General features: G+C 61.6%; 14 protein-coding genes. 6 read left to right on the top strand and 8 right to left on the bottom strand.

The genetic code is table 11. The annotated features are described in order from the left end of the window. Nucleotides 1-12: 12 nt before the first annotated feature. Genes DTP52_RS30230 through wecB form a run of 4 tightly spaced genes read right to left on the bottom strand, consistent with a single transcriptional unit; the run spans nt 13 to nt 7,618 of the window. Entirely contained in the window at nt 13-2,016 is a 2,004-nt protein-coding gene (locus DTP52_RS30230; RefSeq protein WP_109756593.1) for a bacteriophage N4 adsorption protein A, read from the bottom strand. Continuing rightward, the gene (locus DTP52_RS30225) at nt 2,013-4,127 is read right to left on the bottom strand and encodes a glycosyl transferase family protein (RefSeq protein ID WP_109756592.1); all 2,115 of its coding nucleotides are present in this window, start codon (nt 4,125-4,127) and stop codon (nt 2,013-2,015) included. The genes DTP52_RS30230 and DTP52_RS30225 overlap by 4 nt, the downstream gene beginning before the upstream one ends. A 12-nt stretch (nt 4,128-4,139) precedes the next feature. Further along, on the bottom strand, nt 4,140-6,353 hold the full coding sequence (locus DTP52_RS30220) for a hypothetical protein (RefSeq protein ID WP_109756591.1): 2,214 nt from the start codon (nt 6,351-6,353) through the stop codon (nt 4,140-4,142). Nucleotides 6,354-6,391: 38 nt separating this feature from the next. Further along, nucleotides 6,392-7,618: a non-hydrolyzing UDP-N-acetylglucosamine 2-epimerase gene (wecB, locus tag DTP52_RS30215; protein WP_109756616.1), complete on the bottom strand. Its 1,227-nt coding sequence runs from the start codon at nt 7,616-7,618 to the stop codon at nt 6,392-6,394. A 933-nt stretch (nt 7,619-8,551) separates the two neighbouring features. Between wecB and DTP52_RS30210 the strand changes: the two genes are divergently transcribed. From DTP52_RS30210 to DTP52_RS30200, 3 genes are read left to right on the top strand one after another with little or no spacing between them, the layout of a single operon-like run. Then, nucleotides 8,552-9,112, top strand: coding sequence for a TRAP transporter small permease (locus tag DTP52_RS30210; RefSeq protein ID WP_109756590.1), 561 nt, complete (start codon nt 8,552-8,554; stop codon nt 9,110-9,112). Beyond that, nucleotides 9,109-10,389, top strand: a complete 1,281-nt coding sequence (locus DTP52_RS30205) for a TRAP transporter large permease subunit (RefSeq protein ID WP_109756589.1) — start codon at nt 9,109-9,111, stop codon at nt 10,387-10,389. Before DTP52_RS30210 ends, DTP52_RS30205 begins: the two co-directional genes overlap by 4 nt. 51 nt (nt 10,390-10,440) lie before the next feature. Then, on the top strand, nt 10,441-11,460 hold the full coding sequence (locus DTP52_RS30200; protein WP_109756588.1) for a TRAP transporter substrate-binding protein: 1,020 nt from the start codon (nt 10,441-10,443) through the stop codon (nt 11,458-11,460). A 159-nt stretch (nt 11,461-11,619) separates the two neighbouring features. Here DTP52_RS30200 and DTP52_RS30195 read toward each other — a convergent pair whose 3' ends face one another. Together DTP52_RS30195 and DTP52_RS30190 are read right to left on the bottom strand one after the other, a co-directional pair. Further along, entirely contained in the window at nt 11,620-12,411 is a 792-nt protein-coding gene (locus DTP52_RS30195; protein ID WP_109756587.1) for a transporter substrate-binding domain-containing protein, read from the bottom strand. A 108-nt stretch (nt 12,412-12,519) separates the two neighbouring features. Then, a complete protein-coding gene (locus tag DTP52_RS30190; protein ID WP_109756586.1) occupies nt 12,520-13,158 on the bottom strand; it encodes a TetR family transcriptional regulator in 639 nt (212 codons plus the stop codon). A gap of 141 nt (nt 13,159-13,299) precedes the next feature. Here DTP52_RS30190 and DTP52_RS30185 point away from each other — a divergent pair, with 141 nt between their 5' ends. After that, entirely contained in the window at nt 13,300-14,529 is a 1,230-nt protein-coding gene (locus DTP52_RS30185) for an arabinose transporter (protein ID WP_109756585.1), read from the top strand. A gap of 56 nt (nt 14,530-14,585) precedes the next feature. Next, complete coding sequence (locus DTP52_RS30180; protein ID WP_109756584.1) at nt 14,586-15,452, top strand: SDR family oxidoreductase; 867 nt, start codon at nt 14,586-14,588, stop codon at nt 15,450-15,452. A gap of 112 nt (nt 15,453-15,564) precedes the next feature. Here DTP52_RS30180 and DTP52_RS30175 read toward each other — a convergent pair whose 3' ends face one another. Both DTP52_RS30175 and DTP52_RS30170 read right to left on the bottom strand, forming a co-directional pair. After that, complete coding sequence (locus DTP52_RS30175; RefSeq protein ID WP_109756583.1) at nt 15,565-16,197, bottom strand: response regulator transcription factor; 633 nt, start codon at nt 16,195-16,197, stop codon at nt 15,565-15,567. A 31-nt stretch (nt 16,198-16,228) separates the two neighbouring features. After that, complete coding sequence (locus tag DTP52_RS30170) at nt 16,229-17,590, bottom strand: cache domain-containing protein (RefSeq protein ID WP_109756582.1); 1,362 nt, start codon at nt 17,588-17,590, stop codon at nt 16,229-16,231. Nucleotides 17,591-17,904: 314 nt separating this feature from the next. On the opposite strand from DTP52_RS30170, the gene DTP52_RS30165 reads away from it, so the two are divergent. Then, nucleotides 17,905-18,606: carbon starvation CstA family protein (locus DTP52_RS30165; protein ID WP_305887900.1), on the top strand; the 702-nt coding region annotated here is incomplete at its 3' end.

The following is an 18,606-nucleotide window of genomic DNA, read 5'->3' as shown; positions in this document are numbered from 1 at the left end:
ACACCAACGTCCTCAATAGGAGTAGGTCAGGCGCGCGAACACGCCTTTGGCGCGATCCTCGCCAAACACCCTGGCTCGGTATTGCAGGGAAAAGTCCACATAGGAACGTGGCGCGTTGTAGGCGTCTTCCCGGAACCAATAGCGTACGTTGTTTCCTATCCCGATACCCCCCGCGTCGCCGGAAGAAAAACCACCGCCGGCGTCGCTCTTCATCTTGGAATCGTAGTCGATCGCCGCGACGACATGGGGGAAGGTCACCCAGCGCGAACCGGTCCCGCCGATGGCATAACTGCGGCCCACTTGCCATTCGCTGTTGAAGTAATCCCGCGAGTCTTCGATGTAGTGACCGACCTCGGCATACAGCTGGGAGGTCCACCAGCTCGGCACATCGACCCGCAGATCGGTACCGATGCTCGAACCGTAACCGAGTCGCACCAACCAATCGCCGTCGACATTGGAAGAACCGAGCGGGAAGGTCCGTTCAAGGGCCGCCATGATGTTGACCGAACTGAAGGGCTTGACCCGTACGCCGAGGGCGCCTTGCAAGGCATCCGCGCCCGTGTCCGAATCGCTGTTCTTGCTCCAGAGAGTGTCGGTGATGCGTCCGTAGAGTTCGACAAAGCGGCCATTGCGATAGCCCAGCGGACGCCACGACAGCTCGGTGCTGTTTTGCAGCAAGTCATTGCTTTGACTGCCGCTGCTGCTGGAACCCGGGGCGGCGCTCAGGCCACTGGAACTGTTGCCGCGATAGCTGGTGGTGCTGGTCAGGCCGATAGTGCGCGAAACGTCACCCACGGTGCGGCGGGTATCGAACAGCTGTTGCGCGGAGAGCGGCGACTCTGCGGTTTTTTGCCCATCGATTACGCGCTTGAAGTACGCCACGGCCTCGTCGTCTTCATGGACCCGCATGGCGTTGTAGGCGGCGTCCTGGGCGGGTGCCGGTGCCAGTCGAGAGGTGGCGTCCGCCTTGCGGAACGCCGTATGGGCTGCTTCGTCGTCGCCGGCCCGAACCAAATTGTAAGCAAGCTGCAGGTCACTCAGCGGAGCCTGTTCGTTGGTGTTTCCCGGCGAGATGGCGCAGGTCAGACCGTAGGTGCTTTCCTGACATAGCAGGACCGGTGGTGTGGATTGGGCCTGGGCGGAGCGGATGTCACGAGCCTCCCTTGCCGACAGACCCGCAAGGCTCTGGGCTTGGTTCAGATCGTCCTGGGCCGCCTGCGTCTTGCCCTGGCGGTTACGGGCATAGCTGCGCAAGACCCAAGGGGCGGCTTGGCGGTCGTCCACCGCCAGCGCGGCAGAAGCGGCCTGTTCGGCGGAGACGTAATCCTTCGCCGCCAACAATGCGCTGATGAGTAATTGTTGGTTGGCGGCGATTTCCGGGGCCCAGGCCACCGCTTTGCGCGCCTGGTCCACGGCCAGGGCTGTGTTGCCTTGTTCCAGGGCGCGATAACCCTGGGTCGCCAGCGGGACGGCCAGTTGACGGCGAATGGCTTTGCGGCGCATCAACAACGTGTTGTCGTTGGCAAAGACACCAAGGGCATCGCTGGTGGCGCGGTCGGCTTCTTCCAGGTGTTGTTGGCGTTCCAGGGAATCGATCAGCAACAGGCGATAGTCATGGCGTCGGGGGGCCTGGGCGACGGCCTTGCGGGCCGATTGTGCGGCCAGGCCGAATTGTCCGCGGTCATAGGCTTTGAATCCCTGGGATGCGGCGATGAAACCCGGCGCCGCGCGAGTGGGACGAGAGGCTGCCAGGGGCTGGGGGTGGTCGCGCCGTTTCTTGTCCCGCTCGGCCAACTCGATCAGGGTGTTCAGGCGTGTCACATCGGCACGCAGGCGCAGGGCCTCGCGTGCCTTGGCGATGGCCAGGTCGTAATCCTTGCGTTCGTAGGCGCTGTAGGCGTCGTTGGCGGCGGTATAGGCCGGGCCGGACAATGGCAACGGCAACGTTTCGGCAGGAGCAAACGCAGGTATCAGGCTCAGCCCCGTGGCCAAAAGGGTCAGGAAGGGGCGGTTCATGCCGGGAGCTCCGTCGGGTAGAGATTGTGCTGGCGGGCCACGGCCTGTTCGATCGTCGTGCGTGGCAGCACGCCGCTGTCGACCAGGTAATCGCCGATACGGCCGTGGTGTTGGGGCCGGTACTGGAGCATCACGCGACTGAATTCGTCGCGATCGAGCAGCCCCATTTCGATCAGCAGGTCGCCCAGCAGCGGCGCCCGGGCATCGGGTACGGCATGACCGTTGTCCGCAGGCAACTTGCGCAACAGCGCAAGAATTTCACTTTCGCGCGCGATCAATTGCACAGGTTCGCTGCCCAGTTCGGCGCTGACCTGTTGCAGGCCTTCGTCGGGCAAGGGATTGGCGACGGCGATCTGTTCGCGGCCTTCGCCGTTGCGTCCCAGGGACACGGCTCGCCAGCGCAAGGCAAACTCGGCGCTCAAGGTGGATGCCGAGGCAGCGGCTTTTTCGGCGACGTCAAAGACCCGGGGCAGGTCATTCTGGAACGCGATGGCTTCAGCCAGGGTTTCATCGTCCAGCCAGCCGTTATTGAGCAGAATTCGTCCCAGCGGTACGTTGCGCGACTGTTGTTCGTCGAGGGCGCTTTGCAGGTCCGTGTCGGTGATGGCTTGCCAGGACAGCAACACGCTGCCCAGGCGGCGCGGCGCAATGGCCACCAGGTCGGTGGAAGGGAAGTCGTGCATGGTCTTGTCCCAGACCAGCTTGCGATTCATCACCTTGCCCACCAGGAACATGCGCCAGGCCCGGGAGGCGGCCATGAAGTTGACGAAGTTACCCACCAGCATGCGGGGCATGGACAGCAAGCCATGCTGCCAGCCGTACAACACGGTGGTGAAGTAATAGCGGTGCGCGATGCGCCAGGCCAGGGCGACGCCGTTGGCCAACAGCAGGTATTTGACCAGACTGTTGTTTTCAAACGGCGTAGGGAAGGTGATATCCCACAAGCCGCTGTTGCGCAGGATGATCAAGCCCAGCAGCTGTACCAGGATGACGTAGGCAATGATGCTCACGAATGCCGTCACCACCCCCTTGCGGTCGCGAAACAGCAGGTATCGGTTGGCCAGCGAGCCGTTCCAGCCCATCTGCTCCCAGCCTTGCAAGCCGATGCCCAGGGTCCAGCGGGCCTTCTGCCGGAAGGCAGTGCGGAACGTGTCGGGGAAAAACTCGCGCACGCACAGCGGCATCGTCAGGGTCGATTCGTAGGGTTTGCGGAACCAGGATTTGCGCAGCACCCGGAACTGCACCGGGAAACGTACGAAGATCGCGTTCATGCCCACCTTGGCCAAGCGTGCGCCAACGTCGTAGTCCTCGGTGAGGCTGTCGGTGTTGAACGGCTGGTTTTCGGTTTCACCGGCCAGCACCCGCAAGGCACGGTGGGAAAAACAGGTGCCGACGCCGGCCGAGGGCACGGTGTCGGTCATGCTTTCACGCACTACCAGGTCCTTGCCATGCCATTCGGCGAATTCGTCCATGTAGACACCCGCGACCCATTCGTACCAGTTGCGCTCCAGCGAAACCACCGGCAACTGGATCATGTCCTTGCGCGGCAGCAGGTAGTTGAACAGTCGCAGTTCCAATGGATGCAGCACGTCTTCGCTGTCGTGCAAGACGACGCCGGCGAAGGTCATGCCATGGGTTTTCTCATGCAGGAAAATCGCCTGGATCACCCAGTTCAAACAGTCGGCCTTGCAGGTCGGTCCGGCATGGGGCACTTCCACCCGATGCAGTTGTTTGTAGCGCCTGCGCATCCGCTCGACTTCGTCGATGGTGCGTTGGTCGTTAATGTACGTGCCGACGAAGACCACGTAGTTCTGGTAGTCGAGCGTGGACACCATGTTCTCGATCATCGGCGCGATGACGTCGTATTCCAGCCAGGCCGGGACCATGATCGCCAGGGGCTGTTCATCCCGGGCCAACAGTTGTTCGGCGGTCAACGGCCGGTATTTGCGGTCCACGGTGAACTTGCGGTACAGGCGACGAGACCAGTACCACAGGTCAATGATCAGATCGTCCAGGCTGGAGATCAGGATCAGTACCGCGACCACGATGGTCGCGATCTCCAGGTAGTTGTAGTAATGGGCCAGCCAATAGGGCCAATAAAGCGACGTCATCGAAGGGTACCGTTACTGGCGATTGCGACGGGCGCTACGGCCGGCCAGCAACAAGAGGAGGAACAGGATAATGCCGCCCGGGATCAGCCAGAGCAGCGAAGGTTTACGCCAGGCATCCAGCCCCTTGGGTTCCTCGCGGCCGATCAACAGGCTACCGCTCGGGTCCTGGGTATCGAAGGTCGCCACGGCGCCATTGTTGCCCAGGATCGCCACGTCGCCACGGGTCAGCACAATCGGTTTGGCCAGGCTTGGCGGCTGGTTGCCCAGCGCCCGGTAGACCAGGCCGTGCTGGCCCGCGGTCTGCACCACTTGCAGCGAGGCCAATTGGTTGAGAGGCTGGACGTCCAGCAGCACTTGGTCCTTGTGGTTGATGCGCAGGCGACCTTGCTCGTCGACCTGGACCGATTCCTGGCTGTCCTTGAGCGGCAACTCGAAGGCCAGGAAGGGCTTGTCCGGGCTGACGACGGCTTTGGGGTCAGCGCTGACCTTGAGCTGCGCGCGCAGTGGCGAGACACCGCTGCTATCGGCCACCGAAATGACCCGCGCCAGGCTGCTGGCCGGATGGTCAAGGTAGGCCTGGGGCACCAGGATCTGGGTGTCCACGGCGAAGCGCGCGGCCATGCCGGAGAAGTCGTCGTCCAGCGAGGTTTTTTCCAGGACGATATGGCTGGTCGGCAGGACCGACACCGGGAAGGCTTGCGGCGTTTCCAGGCAGCGATCGCTGACCGGCTGGCGTTGAAACGATACGCGCAAGGTGTTTTTCGAGCCCAGGGCGTAGCGCGGGATATGCGCCTGGATGCGCTGCGACGCACCGTCGGTGGTCAGTTGCTGCGCACCGATCAGGAAGTCATTGAAAAACAGCGACGCCACCGGCGCTGTAGCGGAAGCTCCCGGGGCCGCGGAGACGTCCACCACGGCGGTGACGGGCAGGCGACCGTCATAAGCCACGCTGCCCAAGGGGAACGAGGTGCTCCAATCGAATCGCGAGGCCACGTCGAAGTTGCCGGGGGCGCCGCCCAGTCGCGACAGGGCCACACGGCCATCGTCGCTCAACGGCGTTTGCGCTTCGCTGACGGTCAGTTGGCGACTTCGTGCCAGTTTGCTCCAGGCCGAACCGAGCAGCGACAAGGCCTTGTCGGTGGATTGCGGGGCGATCATCAGTACCGGGCGGGTACCCAGCAGGGCCAGGCTTACATTGTCGGTGCCGGCGCTCGCCAGTGCTGCGTTGACGTGCTGTTCGCGCCATTGAGTCAGGGCACTGGCTGCCGTCGTGTCGAGGCCTTGGACCTGGCTTTGCAAGGCGTCCAGGGATTGGTTGATGGCCTTGAGCAGTTGCGGGTCGTTGATCGCCAGGTCGGCCTGTACGTTCGGGGTCTGGCCCAACACCAGCAGTGCGCCGATCTCGGCCGGGTTGGCCAAGGTGTGCGGGCCTTTGCCGTTGAGGCTGGCGAAGGCTGGAATGACCAATAGCTCGGCAGGGATGCGCAGGCTGCCCAGGTCGACGCTGTCCTGCACCGCAGGGAAAGGCAGGATGCGGCTGTGTTTGCCGATGCGCTCCAGCGCCACGCCCAGGCGCCAGGCCGAATCGTAGCTGGCGGCGGACAACGAGCCGGGGGCGACGAGGATGCCGGGTTCGCCGGGCAGGGCCGCCCAAGCCGCACCGACATCGCGCAACTGGCTGGCGTCATAGCTGTAGTTCAGGCGCGTCTCGGGTTGGATGCGCAGCACATTGCCGATGACCCGGTCGTCTTCGCACAATGGCCGAGACACCACCGAGGACCAGGCAATGCCCAGGCGCACCAGGCCGTTGTCACGCGCGGCCTTGTCGACGCCAAGTGTGGCGCTGGCATCGCCTTGTGCCTCGCTGAGCCCTTCAGCGCGCACCGGGTAGCCGTCGAGGGACAGCAGCAGGGTGTTGCGACCACCTTCGCCATTGAGGTAGCTGGCGTCCAGTTGCAGCGTCGCGTCATCGAGGATAACTCCCGCAGGTACCGGCAGATAGAGCTCGCGACGTGCGTCGCTGGCGCCCAAGAGGATCGGAGCCGTAATGCCCAGGTCGCTCAAGCGCACCTCACGCGTCTGCCGAGTATCGGCGTTGAGTCGATGAATGGCCTGGGTCAGCGGGCTGTCCGCGGCCAGGGCAAAAGTCGGCATGAGCGCGAGCAGGCTCAAGCCACAGGCAAGGGCGCTGAGCGCACCCGTAGGGATGGCAACGGAAGGCTTCATTCAGGCAAGTCTCGATCTGATAAGGGAAATAGCAGTGGTCAGTTGAAATCGGCGAGCAATTCGCGTGGCTCGGACAGTGACGTATCGACTGACCGCTGTGCAGGCAGCGGGGTGACGACGAAGTCGTCGACCGGGCGTCCCATCAGGGTATCGACAATGCGTTGGCTGGCCTTGCCATCGCCATAAGGGTTGGCCGCCTGTGAGGCGCGGCGCCACAACGTGTCATCGTCGAACAGTGCGTCCACGCCGGCGATGATCGAGGCCGGCGAGGTGCCGACCAGGCGTACTGTGCCCGCCGCCACCGCTTCAGGGCGTTCGGTAACGTCGCGCATCACCAGCACCGGTTTGCCCAGGGACGGGGCTTCTTCCTGCACGCCACCGGAGTCGGTGAGGATGACATGGGCGTGTTGCATCAGGCGCACGAACGCCAGGTAGTCCAGCGGCTTGATCAAATGCACATTGAGCAATTCGCCCAGTTGTTCGGTCACTGGACCCAGTACGTTGGGATTGAGATGCACTGGGTAGACGATCTGGATATCCGGCCGCTGGGCCAGGTGACGCAAGGCCTTGCAGATGTCCAGGAAACCCTCGCCGAAGTTTTCCCGGCGGTGGCCGGTCACCAGCAGCAACTTGCGTCGGGTTTGCAGGAACGGGAACTGTTGGTCCAGTTCGGCACGCAACCGGGCATCCTCATCGATGCGCCGGGCAGTCAGTTGCAGCGCGTCGATCACTGTGTTGCCGGTCACCAGGCAACGGCCTTGCAGGCGTTCGCCCAGCAGGTTGTCGCGTGATTGTCCGGTGGGGGCAAACAGCAGGTCGGCGCTGAGGTCGATGCACCGGCGGTTCATTTCTTCCGGCCAAGGGCTATAGATGTCTCCGGTGCGCAGCCCGGCTTCCACGTGGCCTACAGGGATGCGTCGGTGGAAGGCGGCCATTGAAGCCACCATGGCCGAAGTGGTGTCGCCGTGGACCAGCACCCGATCGGGGCGGGTCTGCTCCAGTACCGGGTCGATGGCCGCGTACAACGCGGCGGTCAGGGAGTTGAGTGTCTGGTGGGGCGTCATCACGTCGAGAGTGAAATCGGCCTTGAGATCGAACAGATCCAGCACTTGCTTGAGCATGCTCTGATGCTGGCCGGTGACGCAGATCAGCGACTCAATGCCCGGTTCGGCGGCGAGGGCCTTGACCAGGGGCGCCATCTTGATGGCTTCCGGACGGGTACCGAAGATCGAGAGGACCTTGATTCGGGGATGATTAGTTGCGATGACGCCCTTCCTCGCGCAGTTTGCTGCGCCGCACAACAGCTCGCCCGGACGCGATGAGGCGTTCGAGCAAGCAAGCGATTTAAGTTGAGTAACAGCCCGTTGTCAGACAGCGGTTTAACGTACACAGGAAGTGACGTAGTGGCATCTTGCAGGTCGGGGCGGCAGATTAATAGCATTAAAGATCGCGGGCGCAAAGGTTTATATGCGGGGGGTTATTAATAATTTTTTAGAGGGCTTTTTATTGGTCGGGCAGGGGAGCCTTGCGTGGTTGTTCTAAGTTAAATTACCTATTGATATTTAAGGGTTTTTAAATTGTTAAGCGCCGGTTTAATGTCCTGTTGCGGTTGAGGAGGGCGGCGCCGTGGTTTTTTTGGCGCCTAATTCCACGCTTAGTCGCGGCGCGACGTGTCATTGGAATGACGCCTGTAAGTCGTCGTGATGGAGTTATTAAATTGGTTAGTTGCTGGGAGGTGAAGTTGGCTGTTGGCTGAAAGTTCAATTTATTTTGAGCTTTTATACTAATGGTCCAAAGGCACGTTGCTGTCATCACGCTCCCAGGTAGAGTTATTAATTACGATAAGAAAGTTGCATGGGGCGGCCCATCCAAATCCAAGTGCCGTTCAGGTGTTCTCCATTGCGACCGATAATCGCACGCTTTGTGATCTACACCTATCTGGGTTATTGACCAAACTAACCGGGTGGTACATTTTAGCGGCAACCTGTCTTGCCTGACGTGGCCAAGACCATAATAAAAAAACAGGAATACCCCATGCCTATCCGTCCGCGAGCGCCGCACGTCTTCCCCTCGATCCGTTGTTCCAGTCCAGGAACACCTTCCAACCTCTCAGGTTCGATCCGTTAGCGGCCCACGCTGTTGCGGTCTTATCGCGCCATTGAGATGTCGGCGCTCGGCAAGTCTCGGAGGTCTTCAGGATGACAAAAGTCGTGGATCTGTATTTCAAGCTGCTCAAGCTGCTGATCGTGTTGTGCATGATCGCAATGATCGTGCTGGTGTTCGGCAATGTGGTGCTGCGCTACGCCTTCAACTCGGGCATCAGTGTGTCGGAGGAGCTGTCGCGCTGGTTCTTCGTCTGGATGATTTTTCTCGGTGCCCTGGTGGCGCTCAAGGACCGTGCTCACCTGGGCATGGACAGCCTGGTCAAGCGCTTGCCGCCAACAGGCAAGCGCATCTGCCTGGTCATCGGCCATCTGCTGATGTTGTACATCTGCTGGCTGATCTTCAGTGGTAGCTGGCAACAGGCAGCGATCAACCTGCATGTCGTCGCCCCGGCGTCGGGGTTGTCCATGGCACTGTTCTACGGTGCTGGCCTGGTGTTTGGCGCCAGTGCCGCACCGATCCTGCTCTATGAACTCTACCTGGCGCTGTTCGGCAAACTCGGGGATGACGAGCTGGTGATGGTCAAGGACAACGATGCCGAGGTGATCACACATAACCCCATTACCCCTGACCCTGCAAAGAGTGCCCGCCCATGACGCTGGTTATTTTCCTCGGGTCTCTGATGGGTAGCATGGCGCTGGGAATGCCCATCGCGTTTGCCTTGCTGGTGGTCAGCGTGGCGTTGATGGTTTACCTGGATCTGTTCGACGCGCAAATCATTGCCCAGAACCTGCTCAATGGCGCGGATAGCTTCCCTCTGATGGCCGTGCCGTTCTTCATGTTGGCCGGCGAAATCATGAACGTCGGAGGCCTGTCCAAACGCATCGTCAACATTGCCATGGCGCTGGTGGGGCATAAGCGCGGTGGCCTTGGTTACGTGGCGATCATCGCTTCCTGCCTGCTGGCGTCACTCTCCGGTTCGGCTGTGGCCGATGCGGCGGCACTGGCGGCGTTGCTGGTGCCGATGATGGTGCTGGCCGGACACAACCGAGGGCGCTCGGCCGGCCTGATCGCCGCCGGTAGCATCATCGCGCCGGTCATTCCGCCGAGTATTGGCTTTATCGTCTTTGGCGTGGCGTCGGGGGTGTCGATTTCCAAGCTGTTCCTGGCCGGTATTGTGCCGGGCCTGCTGCTCGGGGCTTCGCTGGCTGTTGCCTGGTGGTTCATTTCCCGCCGCGAGAATGTCGAGACGCCGCCCAAGCGTTCCCGTGCCGAAGTGCTGCGCACGTTGCTCGACGGCAGTTGGGCAATGGGCCTGCCCTTGATCATCATCCTGGGCCTCAAGTTCGGCATCTTCACCCCCACGGAAGCAGCCGTGGTCGCGGCGGTCTATTCGCTGTTCGTGTCCCTGGTGATCTACCGGGAAATGAAAGTCAGCCAGTTGTACGAAGTGATCCTGTCCTCGGCCAAGACCACCTCGGTGGTGATGCTGCTGGTGGCCGCGGCGATGGTTTCATCGTGGCTGGTGACCATCGCCGATCTGCCGGGGCAGTTGGCGGAACTGCTGGCGCCCTTCATGGACAACCAGACCCTTCTGCTGCTGGTGATGATGGTGCTGATCATCCTGGTGGGGACGGTGATGGACATGACCCCGACCATTCTCATTCTTACCCCGGTGCTGATGCCTGCTGTCATCCAGGCGGGGATCGACCCGGTGTACTTCGGTGTGCTGTTCCTGATCAACACCGCCATCGGCCTGATCACGCCGCCCGTGGGCACGGTGCTCAACGTGGTGTGCGGGGTGGCCAAGCTGGACTTCGAGGAAATCGTCCGCGGGGTGTGGCCGTTCATGTTTGCGCAGTTTGTGGTGCTGTTCCTGTTGGTCCTGTTTCCGCAGCTGGTCCTGGGGCCGTTGAAGTTCTTCACCGGATGACAGCGGTGCCGTCTGGCTCGACCTTAAAAACAATAATGATCGGAGAGTGACATGGGAAAACTGATGAAAACCCTGCTGGCCGGGGCGTGCGCGACGGGGTTGCTGTTGACCGGTGTGGCCAGCCACGCGGACGAGATCCGCGAGCGGACCTTGCGATTCGCTTTCCAGAACGTCAAGGAACACCCCCAGGGCCAGGGCGCGCAGAAGTTCGCCGACCTGCTCGGCGAAAAGAGCGGCGGCAAGATCAAGGTCCGCCTGTTCCCCGGCGGTACGTTGGGCGGCGACGTGCAAACCGTGTCGGCGTTGCAGGGCGGCACGCTGGACATCACCGTGCTCAACTCCGGCATCCTGGCCGCCCAGGCACCGGATTACGCCATGCTCGATTTCCCGTTCCTGTTCAATAACGTCGAGGAGGCCCATGCGGTCATCGATGGGCCGGTCGGGCAGAAACTGGCGGCGCAACTGGACAGCAAGGGGCTGGTAGGGCTGGGTTACTGGGACCTGGGTTTTCGTAACCTGACCAACAGCAAGCACCCGGTGACCCGGCTCGAGGACATGCAGGGCCTGAAGATCCGAGTCATCCAGTCGCCGATCTATCTGGAAACCTTCTCTGCTCTGGGTGCCAACCCCGTGCCGATGGCGTTCCCCGAGGTCTACACCGGCCTTGAGCAGCACACCATCGACGGCCAGGAAAACCCTTTCACGGTGATCGAGGGCAATAAGTTCTACGAGGTGCAGAAGTACCTTTCCGTGACGGGCCACATCTTTAACCCGCAGTCGTTGATCATCAGCCAGAAAACCTGGAGCCGTCTCAACGATGATGAAAAGGCAATGATTCGCGCGGCCGCGGCCGAGGCGCAAACATTCCAGCGTGAAGTCACGGCGGCGAGCATGGACAAGGCCAAGGCCACGTTGGCCGCTGCGATGACCGTCAATGAAATAAGCCCAGCCGAGAAAGATCGCTTGCGCGAGCGGGTGAAACCGGTGGTCGACAAGTTCGCCAAATCCCTGGATGGCGACCTGGTGAAGACGATGTACGAGGAGATCGCCAAGGTGCGGGCGGCGCAGTGAGGTGAATGGGCCTGACGTCAAAATCAGGCTTGATCGATCCAGCCCTGTGGGAGCGAGCCTGCTCGCGATAGCCGAGTGTCAGCCAAGATCAATGTGACTGACCTGACGCCATCGCGAGCAAGCTCGCTCCCACTGGTTTTTTGTTTCGTCAGCGAACGGTCATTGGGCGGCTGGAACGGCCAGCCACTGCCCAATCACTTTCTGGTAACTGCCATTGGCCTTGCTCAGGTGCAGCCACTGATCGACGTACATCTTCCAGGTGGTGTCGTCCCGTGGCAGCAGGTAGGCCTTCTCGCCATATTGCAGGTAGCGGGTCGGGTTGACAGCGCACAGGCCGGGCTTGAGTTTCTGCTGGTAGAGCGCTTCCGAAGTGTCGGTAATCATCACGTCGGCTTTCTTGTCCAGCAGTTGCTGGAAGATGGTCACGTTGTCGTGGAAGCTGAGCTGGCCGTTGGGCAGGAACGCCCGCACGAAGGCTTCGTTGGTGCCGCCAGCTGGCTCGACCAGGCGAACCGAAGGCTGGTTCATCTGCTCGATAGTCTGGTAACGCTCCTGGTCTTCGCAACGCACCAGCGGGATCTTGCCATCCACATCCAGGGTGGTACTGAAATAGGCTTTCTTCTGGCGCTCCAGCGTCACCGAAATCCCACCCATGCCGATGTCGCATTGACCTGCAACCATATCCGGCATCAGGGTTTTCCAAGTGGTCTGCACCCATTGCACCTTGACGCCCAGGCTGGCGGCCAGCGAGCGGGCCATGTCGATGTCGATGCCTTCGTATTCGCCGGTTGTGGTTTTAAAGGTATAGGGCTTGTAGTCGCCGGTGGTGCACACCTTCAGTTCGCCGCGTTGCAGGATCTGGTCCAGGAGCGAGGGGGGCGGCTCGGCGAGAGCAGCGCAAGAAAGCGCCAACAGGCCACAGAGCGTCATCGAGCTTGTTATGGTTTTCATAGTGATGGGACGTCTCACAGCGCAGGGGAACAAGATCGGGGAGTGTAGTAAAAGTGTCGACGGGCTGTCACTGGAGCATTGCTGACGAACAATCGACACAGAGCAGTCTCAAAGCGGGCATCGCTGCAAGCTTTCCAGGTAGGCGCAGAACATATCGGCCATGGCGTCGCTATAGGTGGCAACTTCCACGGGGGAGCGGGGCGCTGATGAAAATCGCTTGCCCACGGTGCTGAGCGTCGTGATTACCAGGTCTCCTGCCAGGGCACGGGTTTGTGTCGGGACGGTTGGCAGTGCCTGCAGCATGAAAGCGTCCACCGACTGCTGCACCGACATTCGCGCCGCGTGGTGCTCGGGGGCGTCGCGGTAGAGCGGTGCGGCGTCGTTGAGCGCGACGCGTATCTGGGCCTCGTCGCATTCGGACTGGATGAACGCCCGCACGAGGGTACGTAGCCGCTCGAAGGGCGGATTGCGGTTGTCTTCAAGAATCTCGCGCAGCATATCGCTGGTTTGCCGCCATTCATCACTTTGCAGCCGAAACAGGATCGCCGCTTTGTTCGGGAAGTATTGGTACACCGAGCCGACGCTGACGCCCGCTCGCTCGGCAACCCGGGCCACGGTGAAACGGGCCGCGCCCTGGGTCGCCAAAACCTGAACAGCCGCCTCCAGAACGGCGGCGACGAGCTCGGTGGAGCGTGCCTGTTTCGGTTGTTTACGCGAGGAAATCTGCGGGCTTGAGCGTTCGGACATACAGGCATGAGCCTCGGAAGGGAATGCGAATAGGAAATGCGACGGATTATTCGTATCTTGAATGCGACGAATTGATCGCATTCTAGTCGGCTCCACGAACAACGTTCAACGTCACATCGCATCCTTTCTGTGAGCAGGGTTATGACTCAAAAAAACGTTCATCAGGGCGCCTCCTTGGCGCCTCAGGCAACCGCTGACGCCAAGACGGTGCTCAAGCTGTTGCCACTCACACTGACGGTATTCATCGGTTTTCTCACCCTGGGCATGCAACTGCCGGTCTTGCCCCTTCACCTGCATGACACGCTGGGCATGGGTACGCTGGTCATCGGCCTGGTGGTCGGCGCGCAATTCGCCGCGGCGCTGTTGTCCCGCGCCTGGGCCGGTAACTTCGCCGACATGCGCGGCGGCAAGCGCGCTGTCATGGTTGGCCTGGTGACTGCGGCGGTTTCCGGGTTGATTTATCTGGTTTCCCTGGCGTTCGTTGCCGCGCCTGTCACTTCGGTCTGGCTGCTGCTGGGCGGACGTGTCCTGCTGGCGCTGGGTGAAAGCCTGATCGTCACTGGCGCGTTGGGCTGGGGCATCAGCCTGGTCGGTGCGCAGCATGCCGGCAAGGTCATGGCATGGAATGGTATCGCCATGTACGGCGCGTATGCCCTGGGCGCTCCGCTCGGCGTGGCGCTGAATACCGGCTGGGGGTTCACGGGCATTGCCGTCGCGACGATTTTTATCCCGCTGCTGGCGCTGGCGATTGTCATGGGTGTCCGGGCTGTGGCGCCCACGGCGACCCGGCGAGCACCGTTCTACAAAGTGATGGGCGCCGTGTGGGTGCCAGGCCTGGGGTTGGCGTTTTGCAGCGTGGGCTTCGGTGTCGTTACGGCCTTTATCGCGCTGTTGTTCGCGGCCAGGGATTGGGGCAATTCATCCTTGGCGTTCACGGCGTTCGGTGTGGCGTTCATCGCGGCGCGCCTGCTTTTCGGGCACCTTCCGGACAAGATCGGCGGCGCCCGGGTCGCGCTGGTCTGCGTATTGATCGAAACCGTTGGGCTGCTGCTGATCTGGGGTGCCGACACCGCGACCATTGCCTATTTTGGCGCGGCATTCACCGGTTTCGGTTATTCCCTGGCGTTTCCCGGCTTCGGCGTGGAAGCGGTACGGCGAGCACCGCCGCAGGCACGCGGTCTTGCCATGGGCGCCTACGTCGCGTTCCTGGATATTTCCCTGGGTATCACCAGCCCGCTGGCCGGGTTGTTGGCGAGTGGCTGGGGGATCGGTGCGGTTTACCTGGGTGGCGCCATCGCCGTTGCACTGTCCTTCGCAGTGGCCTTGATGCTGCTCAGAGGGCGGGAAGCACAAGTTCTATACAAATCCTGAGCTTTCGATGGGTTATAAGATTTTCGATCTCGCTTTTTAGAACAGGAGCATTGCACATGCACGTATTCGTTACCGGTGCCACGGGCTGGGTTGGATCTGCCGTGGTCCAGGAATTGATCGATGCCGGCCATCAGGTCACGGGCCTGGCCCGTTCCGATGACAAGGCAGCAGCACTGGCCGGGACCGGCGCTAAGGTGATCCGTGGGACGCTGGATGACCTCGACGTGCTGCACCAGGCCGCCTCGGCGGCGGATGCGGTGATTCACACGGCGTTCAATCATGATTTCTCGCGGTTTGTCGAGAACGCTGAGCAGGATCGCCATGTGATCGAAACCTTGGGCAGCGCGCTGCAAGGATCCGAGCGACCTTTGCTGGTGACGTCCGGCCTGTTGGGGCTGACGCGGGGGGCGAGCGAGCTGGAGGTTCCCAGCCCGGCCTCGCCACGTAAATCCGAAACGGCGGCCCGGGCGCTGGTCGAGCGCGGGGTGCGGGTCGCGACAGTACGGCTGGCCCCTTCGGTCCATGGCCTCGGCGACCATGGGTTCGTTCCTATCCTGATTCGCCTGGCCCGGGAGACGGGCGTCTCGGCCTACCTCGGGGATGGCAGTCACTGCTGGTCGGGTGTGCATCGGCTGGACGCCGCACGGGTCTATCGGCTGGCGCTGGAACAGGGCGTGACGCAGTCCGTCTACCACGCCGTCGCCGACGAGGCGGTGCCGTTCAAGGACATTGCCCTGGCAATCGGTCGTGGTCTGGGGTTGCCGGTCGAGTCCCGGGAGCGCGAGCACTTCGGTTGGTTCGCCCACATGGCGGGCGCGAACATGGCGGTGTCCAGCCAGTACACCCGTGCCTTGCTGGGCTGGACGCCAAGTAGCCCGGGCCTGTTGGCCGATCTTGAACAGCCTGGTTACTACGCTGGATGACTAACCCTGTGGCGAGGGGATTTATCCCCGCTGGGCTGCGAAGCGCTCCAATCGGTCGGAGCGCCTGCTTCGCAGCCGAACGGGGATAAATCCCCTCGCCACAAGGGTTCTTCTAGCGGGAAATGATCCCGTGATCGATCGCGTATTTCACCAGGGCTGCGGGCTTGTCGATGTTCAGCTTGCGGCGGATGCTCAGGCGATGGGTTTCAACGGTCCGTACGCTGATGTCCAGTTCGCGGGCCATTTCCTTGTTGTTCAGGCCCTGGACCATTTTGTACAACACCTGGCTTTCGCGCGGCGTCAGCTCGTTATCGGTGTTTGGGTCGGTGGCGAGTCGCTGGGCAATCTCGGCACTGTAGAAAGTGCCGCCGCTGATGATGGCTTCGATGGCCGCGATGATCTCCCGCGACGGCGCATTCTTGAGCACATAGCCGCTGGCACCGGAACGCACGGACTCACTCACGTACTCGTAATTGTCGTACATGCTGAGGATCAGGATCTTGAGGCTGGGGTATTGCTTGCCCAGCAGCCGGGTCAGCTCGAGGCCGTTCTTGTCCTTGAGGCCGATGTCCATCAGCAGCAGATCCGGCTGGCAGCGACCGACCATTTCGATCGCCTGCGCGCCGTTCTCGGCTTCGCCCACCACATCCAGCTGCGGCATCACCGAGAGCAGGGCCCTGATGCCGTCGCGAACCAGAGAGTGGTCGTCGACCAGCGCAACGCGAATCACGGGGGGCAGGTTCATCGGCAGGTGCTCTTGTTGGAATGGGGGCGCATCAGCTTTCCGTGACCGAGAGGTTCATGGGCAGCAGGATGTCCAGCTCGCTGCGGCCCGGCACCGACGTCACTTCCAGGCGTCCGCCGAAATGCTCGACTCGCTCGCGGATGTTACGCAGGCCGATGCCGGCATGGCCGCGTTCCACTTGCGGGACGTTGAACCCCATCCCATCGTCGACCACCGTCAGGCGCAAGGACTGGCTGGAGCCGAACAGGGTGATGCCGACACTTTTCGCCCCGGCATGGCGCTCGATATTGGTCAGGGCTTCCTGGGCAATACGAAACAGCGAGACAGGGGCGCCATTTTCGAGGCGGCAATCGAATTCGTTGCTTCTGTAGGACACTTCCAGCCCGCTGCGTTGTTGGAATTCGGTGGCGAGCTGGCCGATGGCGGCGGGCAGGCCCAGGGTGTCGAGCAGTGACGAGCGCAAGTCGTGGGAGATGCTACGGATCTCGCCGATGGCTTCGCCCAGCCGCTCGGTGGCATTTTTCAGAATGCCCAGGCCGTTTTCCTGGCCGTTCTCCAACACATGGCTGGCCAGTTCGAACTGGAATTTTATCGATACCAGCAGTTGGCTGATGCCGTCATGCAGTTCGCGAGAAACCCGCGAGCGTTCCTCTTCCTGCAAGCTGACGATGCGCTGGTTCAGGCGCTGCAGCTTTTTGTCGGCCAGGCGATGTTCGCTGACGTTGAGGGTCATGCCGCCGGCAAATACCATCAGGACCGCCACCAACGCGATCGCGGCGATGGCTTGCATGGTGCTGTGGATGCCCTGGGCAACTTCGTCGCGGGCTTGCTGGGTGGCGCGTTCGACGTCCTCCAGGTAAATCCCGGTGCCGAGCATCCAGCCCCATTTATCCAGCATCACGACGTAGGCCAGCTTGTCGGTCACCTGGCCGGAGGAGGGCTTGTTCCAGGCATAGCGCTGGAACCCTTCGCCTGACTCGGCGCTTTTGAGCAATGCCTGGATGACCGGCAGGCCGTGGGGATCCTTCATGTCCCAGAGGTATTGCCCCACCAGCTCCGATTGGCGGGCATGCATGAGGCTGCGGCCCTGGCGGTCATACACGAAAAAATAGCCGTTGATGCCGAAGCTGAGCTTGCGCAGTTCTTCCAGTACCTGCTGTTGCGCGCGCTCGTCGCCCTGGCCGTTGTCATACAGCGGAGCGATCAGGCTCTGCGCCATTTCGACATAGTTCTTCAGCTCGGCGCGCTTGCTCGCCAGGATGCTGTCTTCGATCAGTTGCGCCTGCTGGTCGCCCAACTGGCGGTTGAGCGAGATCACCAGGGCGCAGATGACGGCGATGGCCAGGACCAGCGGCAGAATCCCGAGGGCGACGATTTTGTGTTTGAGCAGCATCTGTACTCCTGTCCGGACTCGGCGGGGAGGCCAATGGCGGCATCATATGCCAAACCCATGGGTGAGGCATAAAACCTGTGGCGCAAGACATGTGGGAGCAAAGCTTGCTCGCGATGCAGGCGCCGCGGTGTATGAAAGACCGAATTGACTCTATCGCGGGCAAGCCTTGCTCCCACAGGGGAAATTGGGGTTCTACGTAGTACTACGGATTTATTTATTGACCCATTGCAGGGATATTGGGCCGGCTCCGAATAGCCGGGGCACACTATAAAAACAATCGCCGCAATCCACTGGATATCGGCAGGAGACACGCAATGACAACCCGTCTGGTTAAACACCTCGCCTGGTTTGCCGTGGCTGTTCTAGGAGCCTGTGCGTTGAGTGTCGTGGCCTTGCGCCGCGGCGAACCGATCAACGCCCTCTGGATCGTCGTCGCAGCCGTGGCCATCTACCTGGTCGCCTACCGCTACTACAGCCTCTTCATCGCCAACAACGTGATGCAACTCGATGCGCGCCGGGCCACCCCCGCCGTGCTCAACAACGATGGCCTGGACTATGTCCCGACCAACAAACACATTCTCTTCGGCCACCACTTCGCGGCCATTGCCGGCGCGGGGCCGCTGGTCGGGCCGGTGCTGGCGGCGCAGATGGGCTACCTGCCCGGTACGCTCTGGCTGATCGCCGGCGTGGTGCTGGCCGGTGCGGTGCAGGACTTCATGGTCCTGTTCCTGTCCACCCGCCGCAACGGGCGCTCCCTGGGCGACATGGTCCGCGAGGAAATGGGCCGCATTCCCGGCACCATCGCGCTGTTCGGCTGCTTCCTGATCATGATCATCATCCTCGCGGTGCTGGCGCTGATCGTGGTCAAGGCCCTGGCCGAGAGCCCGTGGGGCATCTTCACGGTGATGGCGACCATCCCGATCGCGATGTTCATGGGCCTCTACATGCGCTACATCCGCCCGGGCCGCATCGGCGAGATCTCGCTCATCGGCGTGCTGTTGCTGCTGGGCTCGATC

The organism is Pseudomonas sp. 43mfcvi1.1 (assembly GCF_900115935.1).
In the GTDB taxonomy this organism is placed as follows: Bacteria; Pseudomonadota; Gammaproteobacteria; order Pseudomonadales; family Pseudomonadaceae; genus Aquipseudomonas; species Aquipseudomonas bijieensis.
This window is presented reverse-complemented; position numbering and strand designations above follow the sequence as displayed.